Here is a 26,806-nt window from a genome sequence, read left to right as displayed (position 1 = left end):
TGAGCGGGTCAGCTGGATGCGGCGGGTCAGATGGTCAGCTGGCTGGGTGAGCGGCGCGACCAGCCAAGTGGGCAACTGGCTGGGGTCAGCGCCCTGCCAGCCGGGGGTCAGCGGCTGGGAGCGGCCCAGCGGGCTGAGCGGGTCCGCTGGATGCGGTGGGGTGGGTGGTCAGCTGGCTGGGTGAGCGGCCCGGCCAGCCGAGTGGCCGACTGTTGGGGTCAGCGGCCCGGACGGCCGGGGCAGCTGGCTGGGACGTCCCGGCACGTCGGGCGGATCAGTTGGCTGCGGCGAGCGGCGGCGCAGCGGATCCGGCGGGGTCCGGCGGGTCGGCGGATCCGGCGAGGCCGGCGGGGTCCGGCGGGGCAGCTGAACGTGCCGAACGGTGCGGCGGTGGTACGGACGAGGTGCTCGCACGGACGGGGTCGGCGGGAGCAGGTTGGAGGGGGCTGGGATGATGGGGGTGTGTTGAGACTTCGGCGTTCGGCGTGGCCCTCTGAGTTGGTTGAGGGGGTTCGGGTGGCTGCTGGTGGGCGGGACGACATCCTGGCCGCCGTGCAGTTGGCGGACGGGGACTGGGTGGCGGGGACTCGGTCTGCGGTTTATCTGCCGGAGGGGGACAAGGTTCGGCGGGTCGGGTGGGAGGCGATCGAGCGGGCGGCTTGGGACTCTGAGGCTTCGGTGCTGCGGGTGTTCGAGACGACTGCGTTCGGTACGCCGTTGCGGTCGACCGATCTGTCGGTGGAGGACCCGGGGCGGTTCGGGCAGTTGCTGCGGGAGCGGGTGGACGCGAGCATCGTGGTACAGCGGCATGTGGCGTTGGTGGGAAAGAAGGGTGTGCGGATCGTCGGGCGGCGCAGCCCGGCGTCGACGGATGCTCCGGTGGCGTGGAACTTCGTTCTGGACAAGGGATTGGAGCCGGATCGGCCGGGGCTGATCGAGCAGGCCGAGGCGGCGTTGCAGGCGGTCCGGGATGAGTTCGGAATCTGACGCGAAAGGCAGTTCGGGCGGGTGCTCGGGGGCGGCGAATCCCGTTTTTGTAGTTCGGCCTGATCCTGCTAACCTAATCCGGTCCTCGGGGATCGGGGGCAGGAAACAGAATCGATCCCGCGTAGCTCAATTGGCAGAGCAGCCGGCTGTTAACCGGCAGGTTACTGGTTCGAGTCCAGTCGCGGGAGCAAGACAAGATCGACCGGTTCCGGGTACTCGGAGCCGGTCTTTTTGTTTGTACGGCGGGGTGGTGGTTGGCGTCGCTGAGAGGGTGCGGCAACGCTCGTGGTTGGTGAGGTAGACCACATGCGGGGTAGCCGCTGCTGAGGCGAGCCTGACGTCGGATGGTCGGCGGCGCGTGGGCGCTGGTTGGCGCGGGTTGGGGTGCCCCGTCGCGCTGAGGCGACGGGGCGGGGCTGGGTGGGGTCAGTTCTTGTTCTTGCGGCGTTCCAGGGCGCGCTGGATGCGGTGTTGGGGTTGCCCGGTCAGCTTGGCGATCAGGGGGACGCGGTACTTGTACGCCGCGACGGCGCCCACGATCAGCACCAGCAGGATGAACCAGCCCATCGAACTTCTCCTTCGGTCGGACCTGGACTCCATCATCCCTTGCCGGTGGTGAGAATCACTGGGGCAAACCCCTGACGGTGCCCTGGTTTTCGGTGGGGAGGTGATGGAAGGCGCGGTGGTTCGGGTGGTGGTCGTGCCGCCGGCGAGTTGGTGAGGGGTGAGGTCGCGGCGGCCGGGGGGTCGGCGGAAGCGTGGTGTGTCGGCGCGGGGTATCGGTGGGTCACATGGCGGAGGCGCACGAGACTGTGGCGCCCGCGTGTGAGTTCGCGCGGGCTGTGCCGAGGTCGTGGCGATGCGGCCGGGGAGGTGGCCTTCGGCTGGGATCGCGGCGGCCGGAAGTCGATGACTGCGGGGCGGTGGTGGTGTGCGAGGCGGTGGTCGGCCCGGAGTGGGGGGTCGCGTGCGGGGCGCTGGTGGTGGCGTGCGGGCGGTGATCGCGGCCGGAGATGCTAGCGCTCGGAGCGGTGCTGGTGCTCGAAGCGATGGTTGCCCGCGAGGCGGCGACGGTGATCGCATGCGGGGCGCTGGTCGCGTGCGGAGCGGTGCTGCTGCTCGGAACGATGGTTGCCTGCGGGTGGTGGTCGTGCGGCCGGGGAGGTCGCCTGCGGCTGAGGTCGCGGCGGCCGGGAGACGGTGTCTGAGCGGGGGTAGACGCAAGTGGCCGGGGGGCAGGGCGCAGGCCGAGCTCGGAGGTCGCGGACCTGGTCCCGGGCGTCGACCCGGCGTAGGTGCGGCCGGGAAGGTCGCCTGGGGCTGAGGTCGCGGCGGCCGGAAGACGGTGTCTGAGCGGGGTTAGGCGCAAGTGGCCGGCGCCAGGGCGCAGGCCGAGCGCCGAGCAGCGGGCCGCCGGTGTCGATGCGAACCACGCGGGCGCTCGGAGGTCTGCCGCTGGTGGTTACAGCGCGCCGGAGATGGCTTGTTCTCGGAGTTCTGTTCTGTACTGCTCCAACGCGATCAGTTCGCCGAACATGCGGTTGTAGTCGTCGGCCTTGTCGATCGGGTTGGTGCGTTGGAGTTTTGACTTCAGGTCGGCGATTCGGCGGAGGCAGGTCAGTTCCTGGAGGCGGGCCAGGTGGGCGCGGGCGAAGCGGTCGTCGGGGTCTCGGCCCAGGCGGAGGGGTTCTACGGCCAGGGCTGAGACAACGGCTGCCGCCGGGTCGTTGCCCATGGCTTCTCGGACTGCTACCACCCAGGATTCGCCGGGGGTGGCTTGGGTGGGGCCGCCCAGCTTGGTGACGGCGGTGTGGACTGCGGCCAGCCAGGGGTGGGTGAAGTCCTGCTCGTCCAGCTCGTCGAAGGCTGGGCCCAGGAGGGACGGGTGTTGCAGGGCGAGTTTCAGGACGTCCCATTCCATTTGGAAGCGGGGGTCGCGGGGGGAAGGGAGGTTTTGGCGGGGCGGTGGGGGGGCCTCGGTTTGGACTACTACGGGAGTGCGGTCTGCCGGGCCCGTGCGGGGGGCGGGGGCTGGGCGGGAGGCCGCGCGGTGGACCTCGGTGCGGACCTGGTCCACCTCCATGCCGAGGAGGCCGGCCAGTTCGCGGGTGAAGGCGTCGACCTTGGAGCGGTCGCGGATGCTGACGACCAGGTGGGCGGCGTCGCGGAGGGCGTCGATGCGGGTGTCGGCGCGGTCGAGGTCGTACTTCGACAGGCGGTCGGTGAGGACGAAGCGGTAGAGGGGGACCCGGCGGCCGATGAGTTCGCGGACGGCGGCGTCGCCCTTCTGGAGGCGGAGGTCGCAGGGGTCCAGGCCGTCGGGCTCGACCGCCACGTACGTCTGCGCGGCGAAGGCCTGGTCGCCTTCGAAGGCCTTGACGGCCGCGCGCTGGCCGGCGGAGTCGCCGTCGAAGGTGAAGATGACCTCGCCGCGGAACTGGTCGTGGTCCAGCAGCAGCTGGCGCAGGACGCGAGCGTGGTCGTCGCCGAACGCCGTACCGCACGTCGCCACAGCAGTCTGTACGCCGGACAGGTGGCACGCCATCACGTCCGTGTACCCCTCGACCACCACCGCCTGCTTGCCCTTCGCGATCTCGCGGCGGGCCAGGTCGACGCCGTACAGCACCTTGGACTTCTTGTAGATCGCCGTCTCCGGCGTGTTCAGGTACTTGGCCTCGATCTTGTCGTCGTCGAACAGGCGGCGGGCGCCGAAGCCGATCACGTCGGAGCCGGCGTCGCGGATCGGCCACATCAGGCGGCCGCGGAACCGGTCGTACAGGCCGCGCTGGCCCTCGGCGGCCAGGCCGGAGGCGACCAGCTCGGCGTTGCTGAAGCCGCGGCCGCGCAGGTGCGCGACGAGCTGCTCGCCGCCGCGCGGGGAGAAGCCGACGCCGAAGTGCGCGGCGGCGTCGCGGTCGAAGCCGCGCTTGTCCAGGAACTGACGGCCCAGCGTCGCCTCGGGGGCGCCGAACAGGAGCTCGGAGTAGAACGCGGCGGCGACCTTGTGCGCCTCGACCAGCCGCGGCCGCTGGTTGCTCTGCGACTTCGGGATCGGCGCTCCGGACTCGTCGTAGCGCAGCTGGATGCCGACCTTCGCGGCCAGCGTCTCGACGGCCTCGCCGAAGCTGATCTGGTCGATCTTCTGGATGAAGTCGATGACGTCGCCGCCCTCTTGGCAGCCGAAGCAGTAGAAGAAACCGCGCGCCGGGGTCACGTTGAACGACGGCGACTTCTCGTCGTGGAACGGGCACAGCCCCTTCAGCGACCCACCGCCGGCGTTCTTCAAGGTCACGTACGAGCCGACGACGTCGTCGATCCGTGCCCGTTCGCGCACCAGCGCGATGTCCTCTTCCTTGATCCTGCCTGCCACGCGGCGAGTCTACGGGGATCCCGAAGCGGGCCGCTGCCCCGCCCGGCTGCTAGCTTCAAGCGGTCTGTACCAGAAGCCCGCAAGGAGTCAGCCGAAGTGAAGCGTCCTGTCCTCGGTACGGCGCTGGTGGTGACCGCCCTGGTCGCCGCGGCGGTCGCGATCGCCGGTCCCGTCAACGCCGAAACCCCGGCACCCGAGACCTCCGAAACCACAGCGCCCACAGCCGGAACCGCCGCAGCCGGAGCCCGAGCAGCCGCAGCCAAAGCCCCCACCCCGGTCCCCCTCACCGAGCTCACCACCGACACCGGCCGCTTCTACTCCGCCGACCCCCAAGAGGTCGCCGCCGCAACAGCCACCGGCATGCACCGCCAGCCAGGCCAGATCGGCTTCCTCCCCCGCCAGCCCTTCACCGGCGCCGTCCCGATGTACCGCCTGAAGCCCACCCCCACGGCGACCAAATGGCTGTTCACCGCCTCACAACAAGAGCACGACAGCCTCAAAGCGCAAGGATGGGTCGACGAAGGCATCGCCGCCTACCTCTACCCCCGGCCCGGCAAGAACCTCCAGCAACTCCGCCGCTTCACCAACGGCAAGGAGTGGCGCCTGGCCCTCGAGCCGAAGACCGCCGAGCTCATCAACGCCGGCTACCAACTCGACGGCCCGCTCGGCTACGTGTACGCCGACTACGTCCGCGCCGGCGCCGTCTACTTCGGCATGTTCAACGCCAACGGCCACGCCACGATCATCGCCCGCACCAAGGAGATCTACGGCCGCAGCAACGACTGGTGGGGCGGCGTCCGCGACTTCCGCAGCGGCACCCACTACGCGACCGACAACTGGCCCGGCCAGGACTGGTCGTACCTGAAACCGTCGATCGGCTACTACGACGACAGCCAGCCGGCGACGCTCGAGAAGCAGATCACCCAGGCCACCGCGGCCGGCCTCAGCTTCTTCAACTTCTACTGGTACTGGGACAACGCCAAGCAGACCAACGGCATCACCAAGGCCTCCCTCGACGCCTTCGCCAAGGCGAACAACAGGGACACCATCGACTTCACCGTCGGCGTCTGCGCCCACCCCTACGGCAACCTCCAGATCCCCACCACCCAGTACGACGCGGTCGCCGCGAACGTGACCGCGTACCTGGCCCAGGACAACACCCTGCGCACCAACGACGGCCGCAAGATCCTCAACATCTGCGACGCCCGCGGCCTCGGCGACGGCAGCCCGGCGCAGGTGAAGCAGTTCGCCGACACCGTCCGCGCGAAGGCCAAGGCCGCGACCGGCGAGGACATCTACGTGATGATCAACCAGGCCGGCTTCGACCCGCGCCAGGTCGTGGCGGCCGGCGGCGACGCGCCGTACTGCACCACCGACGGCCCGGCGATCGAGAGCCGCTCGTACGCGAACTACCTCAAGGGTCAGCGTGCGTTCTACGCGCAGGCGCCGGCGGCGTACGGGCGGTGTGTGCTGTCGGACTTCGACGAGCGGCCGCGGTTCCCGATCGAGACGCCGGACGTGAAGGCGATCCGCTGGATGCCGGACCAGTCGTTCGACGGCTACCGGCAGGCCGTGCGGAACGTCGCCGCCGACATGACGACGTCCACGCGGCCGACGGCGGTCGACAACTACGTCTGGCTGTACGCCTGGAACGAGTGGCACGAGGGCGGCGTGATCGAGCCGAACGAGCGCGACGGTTCGGCGTACCTCGACATCCTGCGGACCGAGCTGAAGCTGAAGTAGACGTACGCCGTGCGCCAACGGCGCCCCTCAGGTGGTCAGCACCAGCCGCGCTTGGCGTAGGCGATCCAGAACTCACCCTTCGAGTTCACGTTCGCGTTCGTTCCCGGGTCGCCCAGGTTGTAGTCGCCGCCGACCCGCGTCGACCCGATCTGCACGTACGGCCGCAGCCCGGCCTGGATGTTGCCGCCGTGGAAGGTCGCCGAGGCCCCGGCCGCGCTGGTGTGCGAGGCCCAGCAGGCGCGGCCGGTGGAGATCACCCGCAGCACCAGGTCGCCGTTCGGCTGCATCCGGACCAGGAAGTCGCCCTTGCAGATCGCCTCGCCGGAGTTCAGTGCCCGCTTCTCGCTGAAGCTGGCCCCGATGCAGCCGGGCGCGGCCTGGGTCGACGCCGGCGCAGCCTCGGTCGGCGTCGGTGCGGCCGAGGCGGTGACGGCGACGCCGGTCAGCGCCACGGTGCCGAGCACGGTCGCGATGGTCTTCAGTGCACGCATCAGGATTCCCTCTCAGATGGTTGTCGCAGGCCCCGATCGGGGCTCGCACACCTGAGGACGCTAGGGAAGCCCGCTGTCAGACCGCTTTCAGTTCCCGGTCAGGGCGCTGTGCCACGCCTGCGCCGACGGATCGGTGAGCGAGGCAACCTGATCGATCAGCACCCGCAGCCGCGCGGCATCGTCGTCAGCGGCGCGGTAGTCGGCCGCGAACGGTACGTCGAGCCCGTCCGGCGCCGTCTTGCCCAGCGCGTCGACCAGCTCGGTCAGCAGCTCGCGCTGCACCGCGCGGCGGCGCTGCCGCTCCGGCGAGTTCAGCACGTGGAACATGCCGATCCCCTTCAGCAGCGCGATCTCGGCGCGGGTGCTGTCGGGGACGACCAGGTCCGCGTCGTACCGGACCAGCCGCGAGCGCCGCCCGAAGCGGGCATGCGTGGACTGCTCAGCCGCCGTGCAGAACCGGCCGATCAGCTGACTCGTCAGGTCCTTCAGCCCACCGAGAGCGCGCCGGCTGTCGTCGAACGGACCGGTCGGCCAGTACGGCAGCGCGGTCAACCGATCCCACGCCTCGTCGAGCTGCGCGTCCTCGCCGTCCGGCAGGTACGCCTCCCGGACCGTCTGCCAGTACGGCGCCCGCCCGGCGCCGACCGCGCCCAGGTCGATGCTGTGCGCAACGATCCCGTCCTCGACGTCGTGCACCGAGTACGCGACGTCGTCGGCGAAGTCCATCACCTGGGCCTCCAGGCAGCGCTCGTCGCCGAGCCCCTGCCGCAGCCACTCGAAGACCGCCAGGTCGTCGTCGTACACGCCGAACTTGCGCTGCCCCTCGCGCCGCGCCCAGGGGTACTTGGTCGCGGCGTCGAGGGTGGCACGGCTCAGGTTCAGCCCGGCGCTGCGGCCGTCGGCGGTGAACGTCTTGGACTCCAGCCGGGTCAGCAGCCGCAGCGTCTGCGCGTTGCCCTCGAAACCGCCGATCTCCGCCGCGATCTGGTCGAGCGCGCGCTCGCCGTTGTGCCCGAACGGCGGGTGGCCGAGGTCGTGCGCCAGGCAGGCGGCGTCGACGATGTCGGGGTCGCAGCCGAGGGTGTTGGCCAGCTCGCGGCCGATCTGGGCGACCTCCAGGCTGTGCGTCAGCCGGTTCCGGACGAAGTCGTCGCTGCCGGCGGTCGCGACCTGGGTCTTGGCCGCGAGCCGGCGCAGGCCCGCGCTGTGCAGGACCCGCGCCCGGTCGCGCGCGAACGCCGTCCGCCCGGGCCGCTTGACCGGCTCGGGCACCCAGCGCTCGGCGTCGTGCTCGTCGTACCCCTCCGACTGCTTCCTCATCACCCCTCAAACTACTGCCCGGCACCGACATTCCTCCGAACGCCGGGCGAACAGCTCAGGGCTTGACGTTGTGGTTGCCCGCGAACAGGTTGCCCGGGTCGTACTCGCGCTTGACCGCCGCCAGCCGCTCGTACGTCGCCGCCGGGTAGACCGCGGCGACATCGGCAGCAGACGCCGACGCCAGGAAGTTCGCGTACAGCCCGCTCGTGTGCGGCTCGAGCCGATCCCAGATCGCGTTCAGCCCGGGCTCCGCCGCATCGACGACCGGCGCCGGTCCGGCCGTCGTGAGCACGATCATCAGCTCGGCGCTCCGATGCGCGTACGCCGTCGCGCCCGCGTCGACCCGCGCCACCGCCCCGCCGACGCTGCGCACGGAGATCAACGGCGAGCGCTCAGCCGAGCCGACCTCGGCGAGGATCCCGAGCACGTCACCGACGGACTCCCGGTCGACGAAGGCGCCGCGGGTGAGCACCCGGAAGCCCGGCGGCGGGACCATCCCGTCCACCAGCACCTCGGCGTACGGCGTCAGCGCGACCTCGTCGTCGAGCACGGTCCCGAGCTGCCGGATCGGGTCGAGGGCGCGTGCAGCCGCCGCGGCGTCGTCGCCGTCGTACGCGACGTGGATCTCCAGCGGCGCGTTCGGTCCGCCCGCGAACGGGTTGGCGAAGATCGCGATCGAGGTCAGCTCGTCCGGCGCCGTGCGCAGGTAGTCGGCCCAGCCACGCAGTACGCCGTCCAGCTCGGCGGCCGGGAAGGTGATCCGGCCGAAGAAGACGTCGGTCGTGGGATGCGCCTGGAAGAAGAAGGCGGTGACGATCCCGAAGTTCCCGCCGCCACCGCGCAGCGCCCAGAACAGCTCCGCGTTCTCAGTCGCATCGGCCCGCACGACGTCGCCCGAGGCCGTCACGACCTCCGCCGCAACCAGGCTGTCCAGCGCCAGCCCGTACTTGCGGACCTTCCACCCGATCCCACCGCTCAGCGTGAGACCGCCGACGCCGACGCTCTTGGTGTCCCCCGACGAGATGGCCAGCCCGTGCGTCGCCAGGGTCGCCGCGACCTGCCCCCAGAGCGCGCCACCACCGATCCGTACGACGTGCTGCTCCTTGTCGACCAGCTCCACCGCGGTCAGGTTGCCCAGGTCGATCACCACGCCGCCGTCGTTGGTGCCGAAGCCGGGGAAGCTGTGGCCGCCGCCGCGGACCGCGAGCGCGAGCCCTTCCGCGGCGGCGTACCGGACTCCGGCCTGGACGCCCTCGACGTTGTCGGGCCGGAGGACGACCGTTGGGCTGCCGGCCACCAGGAGCGTCCGGGCGGCGGCTTCGTAGCCGGCGGCGCCCGGTTCGACGATCTCGCCGCCGAAGGTGCCGCGCAGTGTGTCCAGCGCTGAGGTCATGACGTTTCCCTCCACAGGTTTCCGTTGAATGACCACTCGACGACCGCCGCCCGGAACCTGTGACAAAACGTCGATTACGGTGACTCACATCACAGTCGACGACCCGATGTCACAACGCCGCCGCGAGAGGAGTCAGGTGCGTATGGCCCTGGACCCCGCGACCGAAGCGTTCGTCACCCACCGCAACCTGCTCTTCACGATCGCCTACGAGATGCTCGGCTCGGCCGCCGACTCCGAGGACGTCCTGCAGGAGACCTGGCTGCGCTGGGCCGGCGTCGACCTCGACACCGTGCAGAACCAGCGCGCCTTCCTGGTCCGGATCACCACGCGCCAGGCACTGGACCGGATCCGCGCGCTCGGTCGCCGCAAGGAGTCCTACGTCGGGTCGTGGCTGCCCGAGCCGCTGCTCACCGCACCGGACGTCGCCGACGACGTCGAGCTCGCGGACAACGTCTCGATGGCGATGCTGCTCGTGCTGGAGACGCTGAAACCGGTCGAGCGGGCGGTCTTCGTGCTCCGCGACGTCTTCGCGGTCCCGTACGACGAGATCGCGGAAGCCGTCGGCAAGACACCGGCCGCGGTCCGCCAGATCGCGCACCGGGCGCGCGACCACGTCGCCGCCCGCCGCCCGCGCGGACTGGTTCCGCCGACCGCGGCGCGCGACGCACTGGCCGCCTTCCGGCACGCGGTCACGACCGGCGAGCTGCAGGGCCTGCTCGACGTGCTCGCGCCGGACGTCGTCCTGCTCGGCGACGGCGGCGGCGTCGTACCGGCCGTGCTGCAGCCGGTCGTCGGCGCGGAGACGGTCGCCGGGTTCCTGGCGACCGGACTGACCCGCCTCGGCGACGCGTCGCTGGAAGCGGCCGAGGTGAACGGCCACCCGGCGCTGATCGTCCGCCGCGACGGCGAGATCGAGGCCGTCGTCGCCCTCCGGATGGACGACGGCCTCGTCACCGGCCTGTACGCCGTGCGCAACCCCGCCAAGCTGTCGCGGCTGGCCGAGGAGACCGCGCTGCAGCGCTGAACCTCAGCGCCGAGGCTCAGGCCCAGCCGCCCTGCGCCATCGTCTGGAACTTCCAGCCGCCCTCGGTCTTGAGCAGCAGATCGCCGTACCGGATCGGGGTGGTCTCGCCGGCGTACGTCATCGTGCCGTCGCTGATCACGAACACGAGCGCGTCGGACAGGAAGTGCGGCGTCCGGGTGGTCTCGAGCTTGACGTCGTCGTCGCCGCCCATCACGTGTGCCATCTGCTCGAGGTACTCCGCGCGGCTGGTCTGGGTGGCCGAGCCGTTGCCCTTGCCGTCGTCGGTGACCCCGTTCAGCGGGAAGACGGCGAGGTCGGCCATCGCCTCGTAGTCGCGGGCGTCGGCCAGCTTGTCGTAGGTCGCGAACCAGGCCTGCACGCTCGCCAGGTCCTCCGCGGTCGGCTCGTATCCGGGCATCCACTGCTCCTCACGTCGATGGAACTCCGTACAGTGTACCCGGTTTTCAGAGCATGCAGTAGCGGAGCCAGATCACGCCACCCTCGAAGGGTTCGGCGTTGGCCAGCGCGAGGTCGAGGCGGTCGGCGAAACCGCCCGTCCAGCGCGGTCCGGAGCCGACGATCACCGGGTGCACGAGCAGGCTGAGCTCGTCGACGAGGCCGAGGTCGAGCAGGGCGCCGAGCAGCGGGCCGCCGGTGTCGACGCGAACCACGCGGGCGTCGTACTGCTTGCCGAGCAGATGCAGCGCCTCCTCGAGGTCGACGCGGTCGTATCCGGTGATCAGCTCGCGGGTGCGGCTGTCGGGCGGACGGGCCGGCGTCTGGTCGGCGTACAGGGCGAGGACGTCGGACCAGTGGCCGGTGGCGCGGAGGCGGTCCCAGTCGCGGACGCGAGCACGGCTGTCGACGACGGCGAGCAGCGGGCCGGTCTCGCGCGGTCCTGGTTGTGGAGCTGACCGCACGGCGGACTCCTGGGCCAGGATCGCGTCCGCGCCGAGCAGCGTGACGTCCTCCTGCCAGAGGGTCGCCATCGCGTAGTACCGCGCGAGATCCACGTCGAAACCGGCGGTCACGCCGTCGAGCGAGACCGCCAGATGACCCACCACATGAGGCCGCATGTCCAGACCGTACGAGGCGCCACCGACAGTCCCAGGGTTGCCGAGAACACCGGCACGATCAGCTGGCACCTGCGGCTGCTGGCCGATCCGCACCCGCCGCGACTTCCCCAGCGACCAGTACGCCGTACTAGACGCTCGCTAGGTCCGCCGCGGCCTGGTCGAGCGGAGCCACAGCAGCCCGTACGTCGGCCCGCTCCCCCGCCGTCCTCTCGCTGACCAGCACCAGGTTCCACCGAGTCCGCTGCAACACCCCAACCGCCTCCGGCGTGCACTGCTCGACCGCATCGGCCGCGGCAGTCAGCGCGGCGGTCACCGCGTTCAGCCGCTGCCGTACCGCCCACCGCCGCGACACGATCTGCCCCACCGCGACAGCAGCCACACAGGCGATCAGTGTCTCGACCAGCCGCGTCCACACCAGCGTCAGTGGGTTCGGCAGCCGCCCCGACGCGTGGACAAGCAGTACAGCGAGCGGCGTGATGAAGACCATCGCCAGCGCGAAGTTGCGCACCACCACCAGCTCGATGACGAGCGTCAACGCCGCCAGCACCAACGCGAGCCACACCCCGTGCGGGTCGAGCAGCACCAGCGCACCAGCCACCAGACAGCCCAGCGCGGTCCCCACACCGGTGTGCAGCGCGCGCAGGTTGACGCTGTGCGCGAAGCTGCCCTGCGACAGGATCGCCGCCGCGACCGTCATCGCCCACGCGGACATCGGGAGCTGGAACGCCAGCGACAACAGCCCACCGACCAGTACGGCGGCGGCGGCGCCGGAACAGACCCGTGCTCGACGGCGTCGCGGACCGCGACGGTGATCCCCATCAGGACCGTGGCGAACAGGCCGGCCGCCGCGACCCCGAGGATCCATGAGCCGGCCAGGGCGGACGGCAGCGTGGTGCCGACCGCGCACACCAGGACGAACATCAGCAGACCGGGCTGCCGCGCCCCGAGCACCCGGCACACCACAGTGGTGAGCACCGCCCACACCGTCGTCACGAACACGGCGGCCAGCGGATGCCCGGACGCCGCGACACCGGCCGCGATGCTCGCCGTGAGCCCGACCGCGGCGGTGCTGACCACCGCGAGCTCCTGCTTCGCGGTGCCGAATCCGCCGTACAGGGCCGCGAGCGCGCCGATGCTGGCCACCAGGCCCACACCTGGTCGCCCGGCGGCCTGCCCGACCACGATCGGTACCGCCGCGACACCGGCGTACAAGCTGCGGCGAGGCCCCGGATTCAGCTGCAGCAACGGCGCGATCCATCGCCACATGGCGCGACTGCAACTCCTCCGGACCGCGAACGGCGCCCTGCCGGCGGGCTTCCGCCACCAGCAGGACGCCGCGTGTTCTCAGATGTCGCGGAACGTCTCGATCTGCGCACCGAGCGAGTTGAGCCGGGTCGCCAGGTCCTCGTAGCCGCGGTTGATCACGTAGACCGAGCGCAGCACCGAGGTGCCCTTCGCGGCCATCATCGCGATCAGCGTGACCACGGCCGGCCGCAGTGCCGGCGGACACATGATCTCCGCGCCGGAGAAGTGCGTCGGGCCCTCGACCATCACCCGGTGCGGGTCGAGCAGCTTGACCCGGCCGCCGAGCTTGTTCAGGTCGGTCAGGTAGATCGCGCGGTTCTCGTAGACCCAGTCGTGGATCAGCGTCTGCCCGGTCGCGGTCGCCGCGATCACCGCGAAGAACGGCAGGTTGTCGATGTTCAGGCCGGGGAACGGCATCGGGTGGATCTTGTCGATCGGCGCGTGCAGCGTCGACGGCCGGGTGGTCAGGTCGACCAGCCGGGTCCGGCCGTTCTCGGCCAGGTACTCGTCGGAGCGGCTGTAGTCCAGGCCCATCTCCTCCAGCAGCGCCAGCTCGATCTCCAGGAACTCCACCGGCGCGCGCTTGATGGTGATCTCCGAGCCGGTCACGATCGCCGCGGTGAGCAGGCTCATCGCCTCGATCGGGTCCTCGGACGGCGCGTAGTCGACGTCGACGTCGATCTCGGCCTTGCCGTGCACGGTCAGCGTGGTCGAGCCGACGCCGTCGATCTTCACCCCGAGCAGGTCGAGGTAGAAGCACAGGTCCTGAACCATGTAGTTCGACGAGGCGTTCCGGATCACCGTCACACCGTCGTACCGGGCGGCGGCCATGATCGCGTTCTCGGTCACCGTGTCGCCGCGCTCGGTCAGCACGATCGGCTTGCCCGGCGTGATCGCCCGGTTGACCACCGCGTGGTACTCGCCGGCGGTCGCCTTGATCTCCAGGCCGAACGGGCGCAGCGCCGACATGTGCGGCTCGACGGTCCGGGTGCCGAGGTCGCAGCCTCCGGCGTACGGGAGGGCGAAGGTGTCCTCGCGGTGCAGCAACGGGCCGAGGAACATGATGATGCTGCGGGTCCGCCGGGCCGCCTCGGCGTCCATGCCGCCCAGGTCGAGGTGCTCCGGCGGGACGATCTCCAGGTCGCCGGCGTCGTTCAGCCAGGTGGTCTTCACGCCGATCGAGTTCAGTACCTCGAGCAGCCGGTTGACCTCCTCGATCCGCGCGACCTTGCGCAGTGTGGTGCGGCCCTTGTTCAGCAGCGAGGCGCAGAGCAGCGCGACCCCGGCGTTCTTGGACGACTTGACGTCGATCGATCCGGACAACTGCCGGCCGCCGGCCACACGGAGGTGGACCGGACCGCCACCGAGAGAGACAATTTCGGAGTCGAGGGCCTCGCCGATCCGGGCGAGCATCTCGAGAGTGAGGTTCTGATGACCCTTTTCGATCCGGTTGACAGCACTCTGGCTGGTGCCGAGCACATCGGCGAGCTGGGTCTGCGTCCAGCCGCGGTGCTTACGGGCGTCCCGGATCAGGTTGCCGATCCGGCTCAGGTAGTCATCGGTCATGCGCGGGACCTTATCTCACATGTGAGATACCGCTGCACCGACCCGCCGCTCCCACAGTAGCCAATGTCACGCCGCACCGACCGGCCACCCCTGGTAGATCGCCCGCCCCTTACAGTTGTCGCCACCCCGCCGCCGCCATCGGAGAGGACCAGTAGATGCCCGACGACGTCAGCACCGCCGCCGGTGTGACCGAGTTCGAGGCCGAGTCCTGGCCTCTCGAAGCAGCCGCCGACAGCCTCGCGCAGGTGATCGAGGGCTTCCACAACGGCGACACCCGCCCGCTGGTGATCGGTGACGGCGACCAGCCGGTGCTGGTCGTGCTGGCGATCGCGGACCTGGCCGACTTCCGGGCCCGGATCGCCGAGCTGCTCGGCAACCCGGTCGACGCCGGCTGGCTGCGGTACTACCTGCGCTCGAACTTCGACATGAGCTCGGAGACCCTGGTCGAGCAGCTCGGTGTCGACACCGACCACGGGCTCAGCTCGCTGGCCAGCCAGGTGAACGTCGAGCAGGCCGCGATCCTGCTGCCCGACCACCTGCGGCGGACCGAAGCCGGCGGGAACCCGCTGATGCTGATCGGTGACGGCATGCTCGCGACCGCCGCGCTGATCGCGTTCCCGGCGTTCTCGGTGCTGCTCGCGATGGAGGGCGGCGGCACCGACGAGGACGACTCCTGCGCGCACGACGAGGAGGAGAAGCCGACCACGCCGCTGGAGGTGCTGGCCGAGCGGCTCGGCCCGATCTCCACCCAGCTGGTCGCCCAGATCAACGCCGGCCGCGAGCCCGGGCTGCCGAAGTACGACCTGCACTTCGAGGACGACCTGGTCGAGCACCTGCGCGGGCTCGAGGAGCGTGCCCAGAAGGCGCCGAACGGCGGCGCCCACGAAGAGCTGTCCGAGCTGCTGCACCAGTTCGACCAGATGCGCAGCGGGCTGATGACCGAGGACGGCGAGGAGGAGCTCAGCGAAGCGCCGTACCTGGAGGTCGAGGACCTGGCCGCGGCCCTGCCGCAGGTCCGCGACGGCTTCCGCGGCGGCGCCGACGACCCGTACCTGATCGGTGTCGACGGCCACCCGCTGGCCGGGCTGATCTCCTACGACCTGTACGAGATGCTGCAGCAGGTGTCGGTCGACATGGACGGCACCGAGGACGCGCCGGTGCTGCCGCTGCCGAAACCGCACTGGGAGAGCGGCCCCGAGATGGTGCCGTTCGAGGCCGCGCTCGAGGTCTGCGGTGCCGTCCTCGAGGACATCAAGGGCGGCACCGGGACGCTGCTGTTCATCGAGGACGACGGCGGCGAGCCGGAGCTGGTGCTCGGCCCGCTGAGCTGGTTCTGGGCGTACGTCGACTTCCTCGACCTGGAAGCGGCCGAGGCCTAGGCACCAAAGACGCGGTTCCACTCCTTGAGGGTGGTCACCTCGGCCACTCCGGCCGGGGTGTACGGGTCCTTGGCGAGGATGTCGCGCAGCTCGGCCTCGTCGGCCACGTCGTAGAGCAGCAGCGCGCCGGACTCGTCGGCGAACGGGCCGGCGGCGACCAGCTTGCCGGCCTGCTGGAGCTCGGCGAGGTAGTCGCGGTGGGCGGGGCGGACCTGCATCCGCGCCTCGGTGCCGGAAGGGTCGAACGTCAGCTGCACAGCGAAGATGGCCATGCCCGAAACCCTATCCACACAAGGAAGTTTGGTGCGGGAAGGGAGTCACGAGCCGCCACAGCGGCTGGTTCGAGTCAGACCCGAAAGTCGACGTGTGATGCCCTTCCCGCCCGGCTATCTTGGACTGCCGGATCAGCCCAACGCAAGAGGTTGGTGAAGACGATTTGCTGCGGTCAGCAGCGAGAGGTAACGCTTCGTGACCGAACCGCCCGACGCGTCGATGAGTGCCCGAATACAGTTGTACAGTCCGTCACGCGCCTGCTCTGTCAAGGCCCGGTGACCCGAATAAGACGACAACAGATCGAGGTACTCGGCGGTCGTGTAGGTGAGTTCCCACTCGTGCCGCCACACGTTCGCGGGCCCGAACCGCCCCGAGACCGCCAGCTCATCCGCGGTGGGACTCGACACCGTGTCACCCGCCGGCAGCCCGCCGGACCTCGTCTTGCCGGTGAAGCGTTCGTAGCAGTCCTGCACGTCGATCCAGAACTGCTCACTCCCGCCCGCCACGTGGTGCGTCGACACCACCGCCAGTACGCCGCCCGGCCGCAACGCGTCGGCCGCCTTGGCGACGCGCGTCTCCGGATCGAGCCAGTGGAACGCCGTCGCCGACAGCACCAGGTCGAACCGCTCGGCCGGCAGCGGCCAGGTGTCGAAGTCCGCGACGATCACCTCGAGCTCGGGCAGCTTGTCGCGCGCGACCGCGCCGAGCGTCGGGCTCAGCTCGACCGCCTTGACCGACCAACCGCGCCGGATCATCGGCGCGGTCGCCTGGCCGGTGCCGCAGCCGATCTCCAGCACCCGCGGCCGGGCGACCGGGGCGCCGAGCATGCGCGCGATCTCGTCGTACAGGCGGACCGGGTACGACGGGCGCACCCGGTCGTACAGCTCAGCGTCTTCCCCGAACGTCTCCCGCAAGCCCATGCGAGGAATCTAGTCTCTGCTGCGGCGCAGGCGCTGCCCCGAGCGCCAGAGCGCCGGGAGCAGCAGCGGCACGAACGCGGTCGCGAGGCCGACGTACAGGCCGACGAGGAAGAGGGTGCGTTCCTCGTGGTCCTCGGTGACCGCGTCGACGAGTGCGCCGCGCGCCTTCACCGTCGCGGCGTCCTCGGCGAACCAGAACAGCGAGCCGGCGATCCACGGCTCGGGGCTGACGGTCTCGGCGCGCTGGGTCACCGGGAGGTCGCCGTAGTCGACGCTGAGGTCGAGCCGCTCGGGCACGAACGCCTTGTCGGACCCGACGGCGAAGGAGACCGTACGCCGTTCGTCCGGTGCCAGGTACGCCGTGCCGATCGCGGGCAGACCGAAGTACGTGCGCTTCCCGTCGAGCTGTGCGAACCGGCGACCGGTGTCGATCGTGAGCTCGGTCCGCATCCCGTCGTCGCCGCGGGTGATCCGCCCGGCGACGACCTGCGCGTCCATCGGCTGCTCGGGCGACGCGAACGCGAGCTCGGGATCGAGCTGCGCAGGGTGACAGCTGACTGGCGTCGCGCTGGTGATCCCCGCCGGACAGCTCGCGCCGTCCGGTCCTACCGCCGTACCGCTGCCCGTGAGGACCAAGGAGTAGCCGACCTCCTGGCCGGCGTATCCCTTGCCGACCTCCAGGCGCAGCTCGAGCTTGCTGTCCCGCACCACCACCTCGGTGCTCACCGGCACACCAGGCCGATCGAGCAGCACGAACACCCCACCCCGGTCGTCCAGCGGCTCCGGCGCGTCCGACATCGCGGCGTAGTCGCGGAAGACCAGCACCCCGCCGATCACCAGCAGGACCAGCACCAGCGCGAGAGCGCCGGCCCGCACCACGTCCACCGCACGTTGATTGCCTGAGGCAAGTTGCAAGGGTCTCCCCGTTTCCCCGTGGGAGATCTCACCCTAACTCGTTGCCTCAGGCATTCACTGGTCAGTCGAGCGCGGCGCGCCCCGCCTCCAGCCGGGCGACCGGGATCCGGAACGGCGAGCAGGAGACGTAGTCCAGCCCGACCTCGTGGAAGAAGTGGATGCTGTCCGGATCGCCACCGTGCTCACCGCAGATCCCGAGCTTCAGGTCCGGGCGAGTCGCCCGCCCGCGCTCGACGCCGGTCCGGACCAGGCTGCCGACGCCCTCGCGGTCGATCGACTCGAACGGCGAGACCGCGAAGATCCCCTTCTCCAGGTACCGGGAGAAGAACGACCCCTCGACGTCGTCCCGGCTGAAGCCCCAGGTCGTCTGGGTCAGGTCGTTGGTCCCGAACGAGAAGAAGTCGGCGGCCTCAGCGATCTGATCCGCGATCACCGCGGCCCGCGGCAGCTCGATCATGGTGCCGATCGGAATGGTCCACTCCACTCCCTCGGACTCGGCGACCTCCTTCAGCACACCTTCTACTTCGTCCCTGGCCAGCTGCAGCTCCTGGATCGCGCCCACCAGCGGGATCATGATCTCCGGCCGCGGATCCTTGCCCTGCTTGCGCAACTCCGCCGCCGCGGACGCGATCGCCCGCACCTGCATCGCGAACAGCCCCGGGATCATCAGCCCCAGCCGCACCCCGCGCAGCCCGAGCATCGGGTTCTGCTCGTGCAGCCGCTCGACCGCGGCCAGCAGCTTCACCTCGTGCCCCGGCTCCTCGCCGCGCTCCTTCGCGACGGCGACCTTCACCGCGAGGTCCTCCATCGACGGCAGGAACTCGTGCAGCGGCGGGTCGATCAGCCGGATCGTCACCGGCAGCCCGTCCATCGCGTCCAGCAGTTCCAGGAAGTCCCCACGCTGCAACGGCTCCAACTCGGCCAGCGCCGCGTCCCGCTCCGAAGCGTTCTCCGCCAGGATCAGCCGCTCGACCGACTCCCGCCGCTCCCCCAGGAACATGTGCTCGGTCCGGCACAGCCCGATCCCCTGCGCCCCGAACCGCCGGGCCCGCGCCGCGTCGTCCGCGGTGTCCGCGTTCGTCCGTACGCCGAGCCGCCGGATCTCGTCCGCGTGCGTGATCAGCCGGTCCACCGCCGCCACCAACTCGTCCCCGGCGTCAGCAGCGAGCGTCCCCTCGAAGTACTGCACGACCGGCGACGGCACCACCGGCACCTCGCCGAGGAAGACCTCACCGGTCGTCCCGTCGATCGAGATCAGCTCACCCGGCCCGAACGTCTTGCCGCCGACGGTGATCTTCTCCGCCGCGACGTTGACGTCGAGCTCCTCCGCGCCGCAGACGCAGGTCTTGCCCATCCCGCGCGCGACGACCGCCGCGTGCGAGGTCTTGCCGCCGCGGCTGGTCAGGATGCCCTGCGCCGCGATCATCCCGTGCAGGTCGTCGGGGTTGGTCTCGCGCCGGACCAGGATGACCTTCTCGCCGCGGTCGGCCGCCTCGACGGCGGCCGCCGACGTGAACACCACCTTGCCGGACGCCGCACCCGGCGACGCGCCGATCGCCTTGGTGATCAGCTCCTTCGACGCGTCGGCGTCGAACCGCGGGAACATCAGCTGCGCGAGCTGCGCGCCCTTGACCCGCTTCAGTGCCTCGTCGGTGTCGATCATGCCCTCGTCGACCAGGCTGGTCGCGATCCGGAACGCGGCCGCGGCGGTGCGCTTGCCGACCCGGGTCTGCAGCATCCACAGCTTGCCGCGCTCGACGGTGAACTCGATGTCGCACAGGTCGCGGTAGTGGCCCTCGAGCTTGGCCATGATGGCCATCAGGTCGTCGTACGACGTCTTGTCGATCTGCTCGAGGTCGGCCAGCGGGACGGTGTTGCGGATGCCGGCCACGACGTCCTCGCCCTGGGCGTTCTGCAGGTAGTCGCCGTAGACGCCGGGCTGGCCGCTGGACGGGTCGCGGGTGAACGCGACGCCGGTGCCGGAGTCCATGCCGAGGTTGCCGAAGACCATCGAGCAGATGTTCACCGCGGTACCGAGGTCGGTGGCGATCCGCTCCTGGCGGCGGTAGAGGATGGCCCGCTCGGAGTTCCAGGAGCCGAAGACGGCCTCGATCGCCAGGTCCATCTGCTCGCGCGGGTCCTGCGGGAAGTCGCGGCCGGTGTGCTCGCGGACGGCGGCCTTGAAGGTCGCGACCAGCGCCTGCAGGTCGTCGGCGTCCAGGTCGAGGTCGTTCTTGGTGCCCTTCGACTGCTTGGCCGCCTCGATGGCGTCCTCGAAGACGTCACCTTCCATGCCCAGCACCGTCTTGCCGAACATCTGGATCAGCCGCCGGTAGGCGTCCCAGGCGAACCGCGGGTTGCCGGAGTGGTGGGCCAGGCCGTTCACCGAGTCGTCGTTGAGACCGACGTTGAGCACCGTCTCCATCATGCCGGGCATGGACACGGCGGCGCCCGAGCGGACCGAGACCAGCAGCGGGTCGTCGGCCTGCCCGAGCTTCTTGCCCATCTTCTGCTGCAGCGCGTCGACGTGGTGGTCGATCTCGTCGGCCAGCTCCGCCGGCACCGACCCGGTGGCCAGGTACACCTTGCAGGCGTCGGCGGAGATGGTGAAGCCGGGCGGCACCGGCAGGCCGAGGTTGGTCATCTCCGCCAGGTTCGCCCCCTTGCCGCCCAGGAGCTGCTTCATGTCCTTGTTGCCTTCGGCGAAGTCGTAGACGAGTTTCGGCACAGTCACTCCCAAGGTGGTCGAGCGATGCGGTGTGGGTCGCGACGTGGTGGTCGCTGGCCCGTCCGACTCCAGTGGCGGGGGCGTCTTTTCAGAGTAAGCCCAAAAAACAGTCCACTTGCACACTGGTCTCACATTGAGATCGTGACCCTGCCCACACGATCAAGGTGGAAAACCCTTACCACCTTGGGATTGTCAGAACTTTCGCCGAGTTCTCAAGTAATCACCGACCACCGCTGCCCCGAGTCCGTCGGCGTCCGGGGCGAGAACTCGCCCACCGCTGCGGCGGGCCAGCAGGTCGACGAACCGCTCCAGCCGCGGGTCGTCGCCGAGCCGGAAGACGGTCAGCGAGGCGCCGAGCTTGGCCAGCCGGTCCACCTCGAAGATCGTCTTGCGCAGCGTCGCCGGCTCCGGCGGGTAGGAGAACTCCGCCGTCCCGTCCGGCTCCAGGTGCGCGGTCGGCTCGCCGTCGGTCACCATCAGGACCACCGGGTTCGCGTCCGGGTGCCGGCGCAGGTGCCGGCCGGCCAGCAGCAGCGCGTGGTGCGCGTTGGTGCCCTGCTCCCAGGTGCCCTCGAGCCCGATCAGCTGCGGCAGCTCCACCACCCCGGCGTACCGGCCGAAGGTGATCAGCTGGAGCGCGTCGTTGCGGTAGCGGGTCGAGATGAGCTGATGCAGCGCGAGCGCCGTCCGCTTCATCGGGAGCCAGCGGTTCTCCTGGACCATCGACCAGGAGGTGTCCACCAGCAGCGCCACCGCGGCACGAGCCCGGTGCTCGGTCTCGGCGATCTCGACATCGGCCACGTCGAGTCGGACATCCGCACCGACACTGGCGTTCCGCAGTACGGCGTTGCGCACGGTCTTCGGCACGTCCCAGGCTTGGGTGTCGCCGAACTGCCACTGCCGAGTCGAACCACTCAACTCCCCCGCAGCCCCGGCCGACGCCGACTCGCGCTCACCGGACTGCCCACGAGCTGCCCGCAGTACGTCGGACAGCGCGGTCTGCCCGAGCTGACGCAGCGCCTTCGGCGACAGCCGCAGCGAGCCGTCCGGAGCGCGCTCCAGCAGGCCCTGGTTGCGCAGCTCGCGCTCCAGCTCACTCAGCCGCCGCGCGTCGACCGTCGCCTCGTCGCCGAGCTGACGGGTCAGCGCGTCCAGGTCGATGTCCTCGAGCCGAGCGCCCGGGTACGACTGCGAGAGCTGCTCGGCCAGCGCGTCGAGCTCGGCCAGGTCGTTCATCGCCTGCGCACCCTCGGCGAGACCGAGGGGGTCGTCGCCGCTCATCCGCTCGCCCGAGTACCAGTCCTCGCCCGGCCGCAGCGCCTGCAGCTGCGAGTCGAGCTGCTGCAGCTGCTGCGACAGCTCGGGGCTGCCGAACGCCTGCTGCGAGAGCTGGGCCAGCTCGGCCCGCTGCTCCGGGGTCATCGAGTTCATCATCCGTTGCGCCGCCGCGGCCCGCTTGGCCAGCGCGTCGATCAGCTCGTCGACGGTGCGCGGGTTCTCCGGGAAGAACTCGCCGTGCTTGGCCATGAACTGCTCGAACAGCTGCGGTACGTCGGGCCGGTCCTGCGCGTGCGCGGCCAGCAGCGCGTTCAGGTCGGCGAGCATCTCGTTGACCCGGGCAACATCCTCCGGGGTGACGTTCTGCATCGCCTCCTTCATCCCCTCGAACCGCGACCCGAGCAGCTCCTGGCCGAGCAGCTCCTTGATCTGCTCGTACTTCTGCCGGGCTTCGGACGACTGCCAGTCGTACTCCGCCAGCTCCCGTACGGCGGCCGCCGTACCGGAGGGCAGCGCGTCGAGCTGCGCCTCGCGGAACCGGGCGTCGTCGGACGGGTTCGGGAACAGGTCGTGCCGCTCGGCCGCCAGCGCCTCGTCGAGCAGCCGCTGCACGTCGCGCAGGGTGCCTTCGAGGTTGTGCCGGGACTGCAGCTCCCGCCGCCGCTCCCAGAGCCGGCGGGTCAGGTCGTCCAGCCCCTGGGTGTTGCGGGTCCCGCGGCGGAGCAGCTCCTCCAGCGCGGACCGCGGCGACGAGCCGGCCATCACGTCCTGGCCGAGCTCGTCGAGCGCGTCCCGCAGGTCGACCGGTGGCGCCAGCGGGTCGGGCCCCTCGTGCCAGGGCCCGTACGACCAGCCTTCGGGAATCGCAGCGGTCATCTCAGCCCTCCTTCAGGGATCGCCGACGTCATGTCAGGCTCCGTAGACGGTCGTGTCGTCGTCGGCGTCCTTCGCGAGTCGTTTCGACAGGTAGAGCGCCTCCAGCGCGAGCTCCACCGCGGCCGCGATCCGCCCCGGCGAGTCGTCCGCCTCGACGCCCGCCCGCGCGGCGACGTCGTGCAGCACCGGCAGCTCGGGCAGCGCGGACAGTACGTCGCGACCGGGGATCCGCTCGCCCGTCGTCACCAGGTGGCCCTCGGCAACGGCGTTGGCCAGCGGCGTGAGGTCCAGCCCGGCGAACCGCTCGCGCGCCGTGTCGGCCACCGACCGACGCAGCAGGTACTCGAGCAACTCGGTCTCCCGGCCCTCCTCACCGGGCTCGAACTCGAGCTTGCCGCGCAGTACGGACGGCACGGCCTCCAGGTCGACCGGCCGCGCGACGGCCGGCTCCTCGCCGGTGATCGCGGACCGCCGCAGCGCAGCAGCCGCGACGGTCTCGGCCGCCGCGACAGCGAACCGGGCCGACACACCCGAGCGCTGGTCGATCGACGTCGACTCACGCAGGTGCCGCACGAACCGCGCCAGCACCTCCAGTAGCGGCTCGCCGACCTCCGCGGTCAGCTCCGCCTCCTGCCGTACGACGTCCACCTCGGCGTCGACGTCGAGCGGGTAGTGGGTCCGGACCTCGGCGCCGAACCGGTCCTTCAGCGGCGTGATGATCCGCCCGCGGTTGGTGTAGTCCTCGGGGTTGGCCGTTGCCACCAGCAACACGTCGAGCGGCAGCCGGAGCGTGTAGCCGCGGACCTGGATGTCGCGCTCCTCCATCACGTTCAGCAGCGCGACCTGGATCCGCTCGGCCAGGTCGGGCAGCTCGTTGATGGCGACGATGCCGCGGTGCGCCCGCGGGACCAGGCCGAAGTGGATGGTCTCGGGGTCGCCCAGGCTGCGGCCCTCGGCGACCTTGACCGGGTCGACGTCGCCGATCAGGTCACCGACCGAGGTGTCGGGGGTGGCCAGCTTCTCGGCGTACCGCAGGTCGCGGTGCAGCCAGGTCACCGGCAGGTCGTCGCCGAGCTCGGCGGCCCGGCGCTTGGACGCCGGAGTGATCGGGTCGAGCGGGTGCTCGGGCAGTTCCGATCCCTCGATCACGGGCGTCCACTCGTCGAGCAGCCCGATCAGCGTGCGCAGCAGGCGGGTCTTGCCCTGGCCGCGCTCACCGAGCAGGACGACGTCGTGCCCGGCGAGCAGCGCCCGCTCGAGCTGGGGAATCACGGTTCGGGAGAACCCGACGATGCCGGGCCACGGGTCGTCGCCGGCGCGCAGCTTGGTCAGCAGGTTGTCGCGGATCTCGGCTTTGATGGTGCGGGGAAGGTAACCGGCGGCGCGAAGCTCGCCGGCCTTCCGGGGAAGGTCAGCAGGTGCACTAGTCACTCTGACGACGTTAGCTCGGTCACCCCAAGATCACCTGTCGATATATCCGTGCAGCAGCGCGGCACCGTGCAACATGGCTCTCGTACGCCGGTCGTGCGCCGCGCGACGCTCCGCGACCGCCGCGCGCAGCGCCTCGGTGCTGCCGGTCCGGCGGAGGCCCTCCAGCACCGGCCGGATCTGGTCGAACCCGTACCGTCCCTGCCGCAGCATGTGGATGATCCGGGCGTCGCGCACCTGCGCGGGCTGGTAGCGACGGTAGTTCGTCCCGCGCTCACGGGTCGGCGTGAGCAGCCCGGCCGCCTCCCAGACGCGCAGCGCGGAGGTCCGGATGCCGAGCTGATGGGCCAGCTCCCCGACTCTCAGCGGCGGGCCGGTCACCGGTACGCCGTCGAGGAACTGCTCGGCCGCCGCGCCGAGCGCCTCGCTCGCGGTGTCCGTCGCGCGGCGCTGCTCGTGCAGCTCGGCGTGGCTGCGGTCGATCTCGCGCAGCGCCAGCTGGAGGTCGCCCTCGTTCACCGCGCGCATGATCAGCTGCGCGCTCTCCGCGCCGAAGCCGGGCGCCAGCGCGCGGTAGGTGAGCAGCGCGTCGAGGTGCTGCTCGTCGTACTGGCGGTAGCCGCTCGCTGTGCGCGGCGCCTCGGGCAGTACGCCGGCCGCTTCGTAGTTGCGGATCAGCTGCGTCGACACGCCGACCCGCCGGGCCAGGTCGACCGGTCGCAGGCTCATCAGCCGACTCGCGGGGTGACGCGGCCGGAGGTGAACAGGTACGTCGGCCGGAAGGTCACCGGCGTCCAGGGCTGGTCGGCGGAGGTGCGAGTGACGAAGTGGTCACCGTCGAGCGGCTCGGTCGGCAGCAGCTCGAACTCCTGCACCGGCTCCTCGGCGAACGCCAGCCGGTCACCAGTCGCCTGATGGGTGAGCATGAGCTTCCCGTCCCGCCGCAGCACCTCGATGGCGACGCTCTCCCGGGCGTAACGCCCCAAGTGCCGACCACCGAAGGTTGCTGTCTCCCCGACTGGCTGGGGCTCGGGCGGTGCTTTGCCGAACACCTCACTCGCCAGCTCCTCGAACAACCCCGGTGCGTTCCCCGAGTTCGTCAGCAAGCAGAACGCGACCCGCGCCTCCGGATCGACCCGCAGGAACGCGAGCTGCGAGATCGTCGTCCCGTCGTGCCCGAACAGCCGCCGCCCACCCCAGTCGTACAGCCGCCAGCTCAACCCGATCTCCGCCAGCCCACCCGTTCCACCCGGGTAGCTGACTTCAGGTTCCCGCATCTCGCGGTACTGATCCAAGTGCAGCTGCGCAAACTTCAGCAGGTCTTCAGCCGTCGTCGTGATCAACCCCGCCGGCCCGATGCTCCGCGGCAGCTGCCACGTCGACACCACCGAGCCGTCGCTCGCGACATGCCCGACCGCCGCGCGATGCAGGATCGCCTCCTCGGGCAACGTCATCGTCGCGGTCAGCCCGAGCGGCTCGACCAGCCGGATCCGGAGCGAGTCGTCCCAGGTCCGGCCGTCGAGCACCTCGACGATCCGGCCGAGCAGCACGAACCCGGCGTTGCAGTACGAGTACGCCGTACCGGGCTCGAACAGCTGCGGTACGCCGGCCAGCTGTGCGACGTACCGCTGGACGCAGTCGTCACCGCGTCCGGTGTCGGTGAACACGTCACCGTCGATCCCGCTGGTGTGGGTGAGCAGCTGCCGGACCGTGATCCGCTCGTCGATCGGTGCCTCAGGCAACAGCTTGACGACCGGGTCGCCGAGGTCGAGGCGCCCCTCGGCGGCCAGCTGGACGATCATCGTCGCCGTCCAGGGCTTGGTCACCGAGCCGATCTGGAACACCGAGTCCGCGGTGGTCGCGACCCCGGTCCGCCGGTTCAGCACGCCGTACGGCGTGATGGTCTGCTCGTCGTCGGCCCACACGCCGAGCACCGCGCCCGGTACGTCGTACTTGGTCGCCAGGTGCGTCAGTCGCGCGGTCCAGTCAGGCACGAGCCAAAACTACTTGCCCTGCGTCAGTCGCTCCAACGCGACGCGGACGCCTTCGCGTGCCGCTTCCTCGGACAGGCCGAGCTGGTTCAGCACCTTGGCCGCGATGCCGCCGGGGTAGTTGTAGAACGCGAGCAGCAGGTGCTCGGTGCCGATGTAGTTGTGACCGAGCAGCAGCGCCTCCTCGGTCGCGTAGCCGATCACGTGCGAGGCACGCGGCGTCATCGGCAGCTCTGCGTCACTGGTCTCTCCGGCTGCGGCGGGCGGCGCCTCGGCGTCGACCGCGGCGAGCACGTCGTCCTCGGTCAGGCCGGCCTCGGTCATCAGCAGCGTGGCGATCGACTGCGGCTCGGTGAACAGGCCGAGCAGCAGGTGCTCGGTGCCGACGAAGCCCTGGCCGCGCTCGCGGGCGATGCCGGAGGCGGCCTGGATGACCACCTTGGTGCGCAGCGTGAAGCGTTCGAGGTCGAGCTTGACCGGCCAGGAGTCGGCGAACCGCTTGTGCGCGGCCTGCTTGCTGACGCCGAGCACGGAGCTGATCTCGACCCAGGACTTGCCGGCGCCACGGGCCCGGTCGACGAAGTAGCCGAGCGCGGCGTCGGAGGTGGCGGTCAGGTCGGTGATCGTGCTGGACGCGGTCGCGAGCTGCTCGAGCACGTCGTCGCTGCCGGTGTCGGTGCGGATGGTGTCGATGAGTTGCTGAAGGTCAGGTCCAGGAGTCATGCGTCAACCGTAGGTTGACG

Annotated in this window: 23 protein-coding genes and 1 tRNA gene; 5 read left to right on the top strand and 19 right to left on the bottom strand. The window is 70.4% G+C overall.

Going from position 1 to position 26,806, the window contains the following annotated elements; genetic code table 11:
• The first annotated feature begins 516 nt into the window (after positions 1–516).
• On the top strand, positions 517–987 hold the full coding sequence (locus tag AB0M01_RS28385; RefSeq protein ID WP_363674758.1) for a hypothetical protein: 471 nt from the start codon (positions 517–519) through the stop codon (positions 985–987).
• 115 nt (positions 988–1,102) lie between these two features.
• Positions 1,103–1,175, top strand: a tRNA-Asn gene (locus AB0M01_RS28380).
• A gap of 238 nt (positions 1,176–1,413) precedes the next feature.
• Here AB0M01_RS28380 and AB0M01_RS28375 read toward each other — a convergent pair.
• Both AB0M01_RS28375 and dnaG read right to left on the bottom strand, forming a co-directional pair.
• Entirely contained in the window at positions 1,414–1,554 is a 141-nt protein-coding gene (locus AB0M01_RS28375; RefSeq protein WP_363674756.1) for a hypothetical protein, read from the bottom strand.
• An 895-nt stretch (positions 1,555–2,449) separates the two neighbouring features.
• A complete protein-coding gene (dnaG, locus tag AB0M01_RS28370) occupies positions 2,450–4,357 on the bottom strand; it encodes a DNA primase (protein ID WP_363674754.1) in 1,908 nt (635 codons plus the stop codon).
• A 96-nt stretch (positions 4,358–4,453) separates the two neighbouring features.
• On the opposite strand from dnaG, the gene AB0M01_RS28365 reads away from it, so the two are divergent.
• Positions 4,454–6,100 carry a glycoside hydrolase family 99-like domain-containing protein gene (locus AB0M01_RS28365; protein ID WP_363674752.1) on the top strand — a complete coding sequence of 549 codons (1,647 nt, stop codon included), beginning with the start codon at positions 4,454–4,456 and terminating at the stop codon, positions 6,098–6,100.
• 35 nt (positions 6,101–6,135) lie between these two features.
• Here the strand turns inward: AB0M01_RS28365 and AB0M01_RS28360 are convergent, their stop codons facing one another.
• The 3 genes from AB0M01_RS28360 to AB0M01_RS28350 form a co-directional block, all read right to left on the bottom strand.
• Positions 6,136–6,591: a hypothetical protein gene (locus tag AB0M01_RS28360; RefSeq protein WP_363674750.1), complete on the bottom strand. Its 456-nt coding sequence runs from the start codon at positions 6,589–6,591 to the stop codon at positions 6,136–6,138.
• Between the two features lie 87 nt (positions 6,592–6,678).
• Entirely contained in the window at positions 6,679–7,911 is a 1,233-nt protein-coding gene (locus AB0M01_RS28355; RefSeq protein WP_363674748.1) for a deoxyguanosinetriphosphate triphosphohydrolase, read from the bottom strand.
• A 55-nt stretch (positions 7,912–7,966) separates the two neighbouring features.
• Entirely contained in the window at positions 7,967–9,304 is a 1,338-nt protein-coding gene (locus AB0M01_RS28350; RefSeq protein ID WP_363674746.1) for an FAD-binding oxidoreductase, read from the bottom strand.
• Positions 9,305–9,446: 142 nt separating this feature from the next.
• On the opposite strand from AB0M01_RS28350, the gene AB0M01_RS28345 reads away from it, so the two are divergent.
• Complete coding sequence (locus tag AB0M01_RS28345) at positions 9,447–10,328, top strand: RNA polymerase sigma-70 factor (RefSeq protein WP_363674745.1); 882 nt, start codon at positions 9,447–9,449, stop codon at positions 10,326–10,328.
• A 16-nt stretch (positions 10,329–10,344) separates the two neighbouring features.
• On the opposite strand, the gene AB0M01_RS28340 is transcribed toward AB0M01_RS28345, so the two are convergent.
• From AB0M01_RS28340 to AB0M01_RS28320, 5 genes are all read right to left on the bottom strand, one after another.
• Positions 10,345–10,746 carry a nuclear transport factor 2 family protein gene (locus AB0M01_RS28340; RefSeq protein WP_363674743.1) on the bottom strand — a complete coding sequence of 134 codons (402 nt, stop codon included), beginning with the start codon at positions 10,744–10,746 and terminating at the stop codon, positions 10,345–10,347.
• 46 nt (positions 10,747–10,792) lie between these two features.
• Positions 10,793–11,404 (bottom strand): dihydrofolate reductase family protein, encoded by a 612-nt coding sequence (locus tag AB0M01_RS28335; RefSeq protein ID WP_363674742.1) that lies wholly within the window; start codon positions 11,402–11,404, stop codon positions 10,793–10,795.
• Positions 11,405–11,531: 127 nt separating this feature from the next.
• Positions 11,532–12,116 (bottom strand): FUSC family protein, encoded by a 585-nt coding sequence (locus tag AB0M01_RS28330; protein WP_363674740.1) that lies wholly within the window; start codon positions 12,114–12,116, stop codon positions 11,532–11,534.
• On the bottom strand, positions 12,098–12,670 hold the full coding sequence (locus AB0M01_RS28325) for a hypothetical protein (RefSeq protein ID WP_363674738.1): 573 nt from the start codon (positions 12,668–12,670) through the stop codon (positions 12,098–12,100). Before AB0M01_RS28325 ends, AB0M01_RS28330 begins: the two co-directional genes overlap by 19 nt.
• Before the next feature lie 78 nt (positions 12,671–12,748).
• Positions 12,749–14,275 (bottom strand): UDP-N-acetylglucosamine 1-carboxyvinyltransferase, encoded by a 1,527-nt coding sequence (locus tag AB0M01_RS28320; RefSeq protein WP_363674736.1) that lies wholly within the window; start codon positions 14,273–14,275, stop codon positions 12,749–12,751.
• A 155-nt stretch (positions 14,276–14,430) separates the two neighbouring features.
• Between AB0M01_RS28320 and AB0M01_RS28315 the strand changes: the two genes are divergently transcribed.
• On the top strand, positions 14,431–15,654 hold the full coding sequence (locus tag AB0M01_RS28315; RefSeq protein ID WP_363674734.1) for a hypothetical protein: 1,224 nt from the start codon (positions 14,431–14,433) through the stop codon (positions 15,652–15,654).
• On the opposite strand, the gene AB0M01_RS28310 is transcribed toward AB0M01_RS28315, so the two are convergent.
• The 9 genes from AB0M01_RS28310 to AB0M01_RS28270 form a co-directional block, all read right to left on the bottom strand.
• A complete protein-coding gene (locus AB0M01_RS28310; RefSeq protein ID WP_363674732.1) occupies positions 15,651–15,926 on the bottom strand; it encodes a muconolactone Delta-isomerase family protein in 276 nt (91 codons plus the stop codon). The two genes, AB0M01_RS28315 and AB0M01_RS28310, sit on opposite strands and share 4 nt — an antisense overlap.
• Before the next feature lie 132 nt (positions 15,927–16,058).
• Positions 16,059–16,847, bottom strand: a complete 789-nt coding sequence (locus tag AB0M01_RS28305; protein ID WP_363674730.1) for a class I SAM-dependent methyltransferase — start codon at positions 16,845–16,847, stop codon at positions 16,059–16,061.
• Between the two features lie 9 nt (positions 16,848–16,856).
• Positions 16,857–17,732: a hypothetical protein gene (locus tag AB0M01_RS28300; protein WP_363674728.1), complete on the bottom strand. Its 876-nt coding sequence runs from the start codon at positions 17,730–17,732 to the stop codon at positions 16,857–16,859.
• A 91-nt stretch (positions 17,733–17,823) separates the two neighbouring features.
• Positions 17,824–20,490 carry a pyruvate, phosphate dikinase gene (gene ppdK / locus AB0M01_RS28295; RefSeq protein WP_363674727.1) on the bottom strand — a complete coding sequence of 889 codons (2,667 nt, stop codon included), beginning with the start codon at positions 20,488–20,490 and terminating at the stop codon, positions 17,824–17,826.
• A gap of 192 nt (positions 20,491–20,682) precedes the next feature.
• The gene (locus tag AB0M01_RS28290) at positions 20,683–22,644 is read right to left on the bottom strand and encodes a VWA domain-containing protein (RefSeq protein WP_363674725.1); all 1,962 of its coding nucleotides are present in this window, start codon (positions 22,642–22,644) and stop codon (positions 20,683–20,685) included.
• A 33-nt stretch (positions 22,645–22,677) separates the two neighbouring features.
• Positions 22,678–24,075: an ATP-binding protein gene (locus AB0M01_RS28285; protein WP_363674723.1), complete on the bottom strand. Its 1,398-nt coding sequence runs from the start codon at positions 24,073–24,075 to the stop codon at positions 22,678–22,680.
• Positions 24,076–24,105: 30 nt separating this feature from the next.
• The gene (locus AB0M01_RS28280; protein WP_363674721.1) at positions 24,106–24,801 is read right to left on the bottom strand and encodes a MerR family transcriptional regulator; all 696 of its coding nucleotides are present in this window, start codon (positions 24,799–24,801) and stop codon (positions 24,106–24,108) included.
• The gene (locus tag AB0M01_RS28275) at positions 24,801–26,066 is read right to left on the bottom strand and encodes a serine hydrolase domain-containing protein (protein ID WP_363674719.1); all 1,266 of its coding nucleotides are present in this window, start codon (positions 26,064–26,066) and stop codon (positions 24,801–24,803) included. The genes AB0M01_RS28280 and AB0M01_RS28275 overlap by 1 nt, the downstream gene beginning before the upstream one ends.
• A gap of 9 nt (positions 26,067–26,075) precedes the next feature.
• Positions 26,076–26,786, bottom strand: coding sequence for a Clp protease N-terminal domain-containing protein (locus AB0M01_RS28270; protein ID WP_363674717.1), 711 nt, complete (start codon positions 26,784–26,786; stop codon positions 26,076–26,078).
• Positions 26,787–26,806 lie beyond the last annotated feature (20 nt).

It is taken from the genome of Kribbella sp. NPDC051770, assembly GCF_040681455.1.
Lineage (GTDB): Bacteria > Actinomycetota > Actinomycetes > Propionibacteriales > Kribbellaceae > Kribbella.
Note: the sequence above shows the minus strand (reverse complement) of the source record. Positions and strands in the feature narration are given on the sequence as shown.

Coding starts and splice junctions, on each gene's coding strand:
- AB0M01_RS28375 (WP_363674756.1), bottom strand. CDS start 1,554: ATGGGCTGGTTCATCCTGCTGGTGCTGATCGTGGGCGCCGTCGCGGCG.
- AB0M01_RS28335 (WP_363674742.1), bottom strand. CDS start 11,404: ATGCGGCCTCATGTGGTGGGTCATCTGGCGGTCTCGCTCGACGGCGTG.
- AB0M01_RS28305 (WP_363674730.1), bottom strand. CDS start 16,847: ATGGGCTTGCGGGAGACGTTCGGGGAAGACGCTGAGCTGTACGACCGG.
- AB0M01_RS28270 (WP_363674717.1), bottom strand. CDS start 26,786: ATGACTCCTGGACCTGACCTTCAGCAACTCATCGACACCATCCGCACC.
- AB0M01_RS28360 (WP_363674750.1), bottom strand. CDS start 6,591: ATGCGTGCACTGAAGACCATCGCGACCGTGCTCGGCACCGTGGCGCTG.
- AB0M01_RS28340 (WP_363674743.1), bottom strand. CDS start 10,746: ATGCCCGGATACGAGCCGACCGCGGAGGACCTGGCGAGCGTGCAGGCC.
- AB0M01_RS28290 (WP_363674725.1), bottom strand. CDS start 22,644: ATGACCGCTGCGATTCCCGAAGGCTGGTCGTACGGGCCCTGGCACGAG.
- AB0M01_RS28320 (WP_363674736.1), bottom strand. CDS start 14,275: ATGACCGATGACTACCTGAGCCGGATCGGCAACCTGATCCGGGACGCC.
- AB0M01_RS28310 (WP_363674732.1), bottom strand. CDS start 15,926: ATGGCCATCTTCGCTGTGCAGCTGACGTTCGACCCTTCCGGCACCGAG.
- AB0M01_RS28325 (WP_363674738.1), bottom strand. CDS start 12,670: ATGTGGCGATGGATCGCGCCGTTGCTGCAGCTGAATCCGGGGCCTCGC.
- AB0M01_RS28280 (WP_363674721.1), bottom strand. CDS start 24,801: ATGAGCCTGCGACCGGTCGACCTGGCCCGGCGGGTCGGCGTGTCGACG.
- AB0M01_RS28330 (WP_363674740.1), bottom strand. CDS start 12,116: ATGTCCGCGTGGGCGATGACGGTCGCGGCGGCGATCCTGTCGCAGGGC.
- AB0M01_RS28315 (WP_363674734.1), top strand. CDS start 14,431: ATGCCCGACGACGTCAGCACCGCCGCCGGTGTGACCGAGTTCGAGGCC.
- AB0M01_RS28350 (WP_363674746.1), bottom strand. CDS start 9,304: ATGACCTCAGCGCTGGACACACTGCGCGGCACCTTCGGCGGCGAGATC.
- AB0M01_RS28345 (WP_363674745.1), top strand. CDS start 9,447: ATGGCCCTGGACCCCGCGACCGAAGCGTTCGTCACCCACCGCAACCTG.
- AB0M01_RS28355 (WP_363674748.1), bottom strand. CDS start 7,911: ATGAGGAAGCAGTCGGAGGGGTACGACGAGCACGACGCCGAGCGCTGG.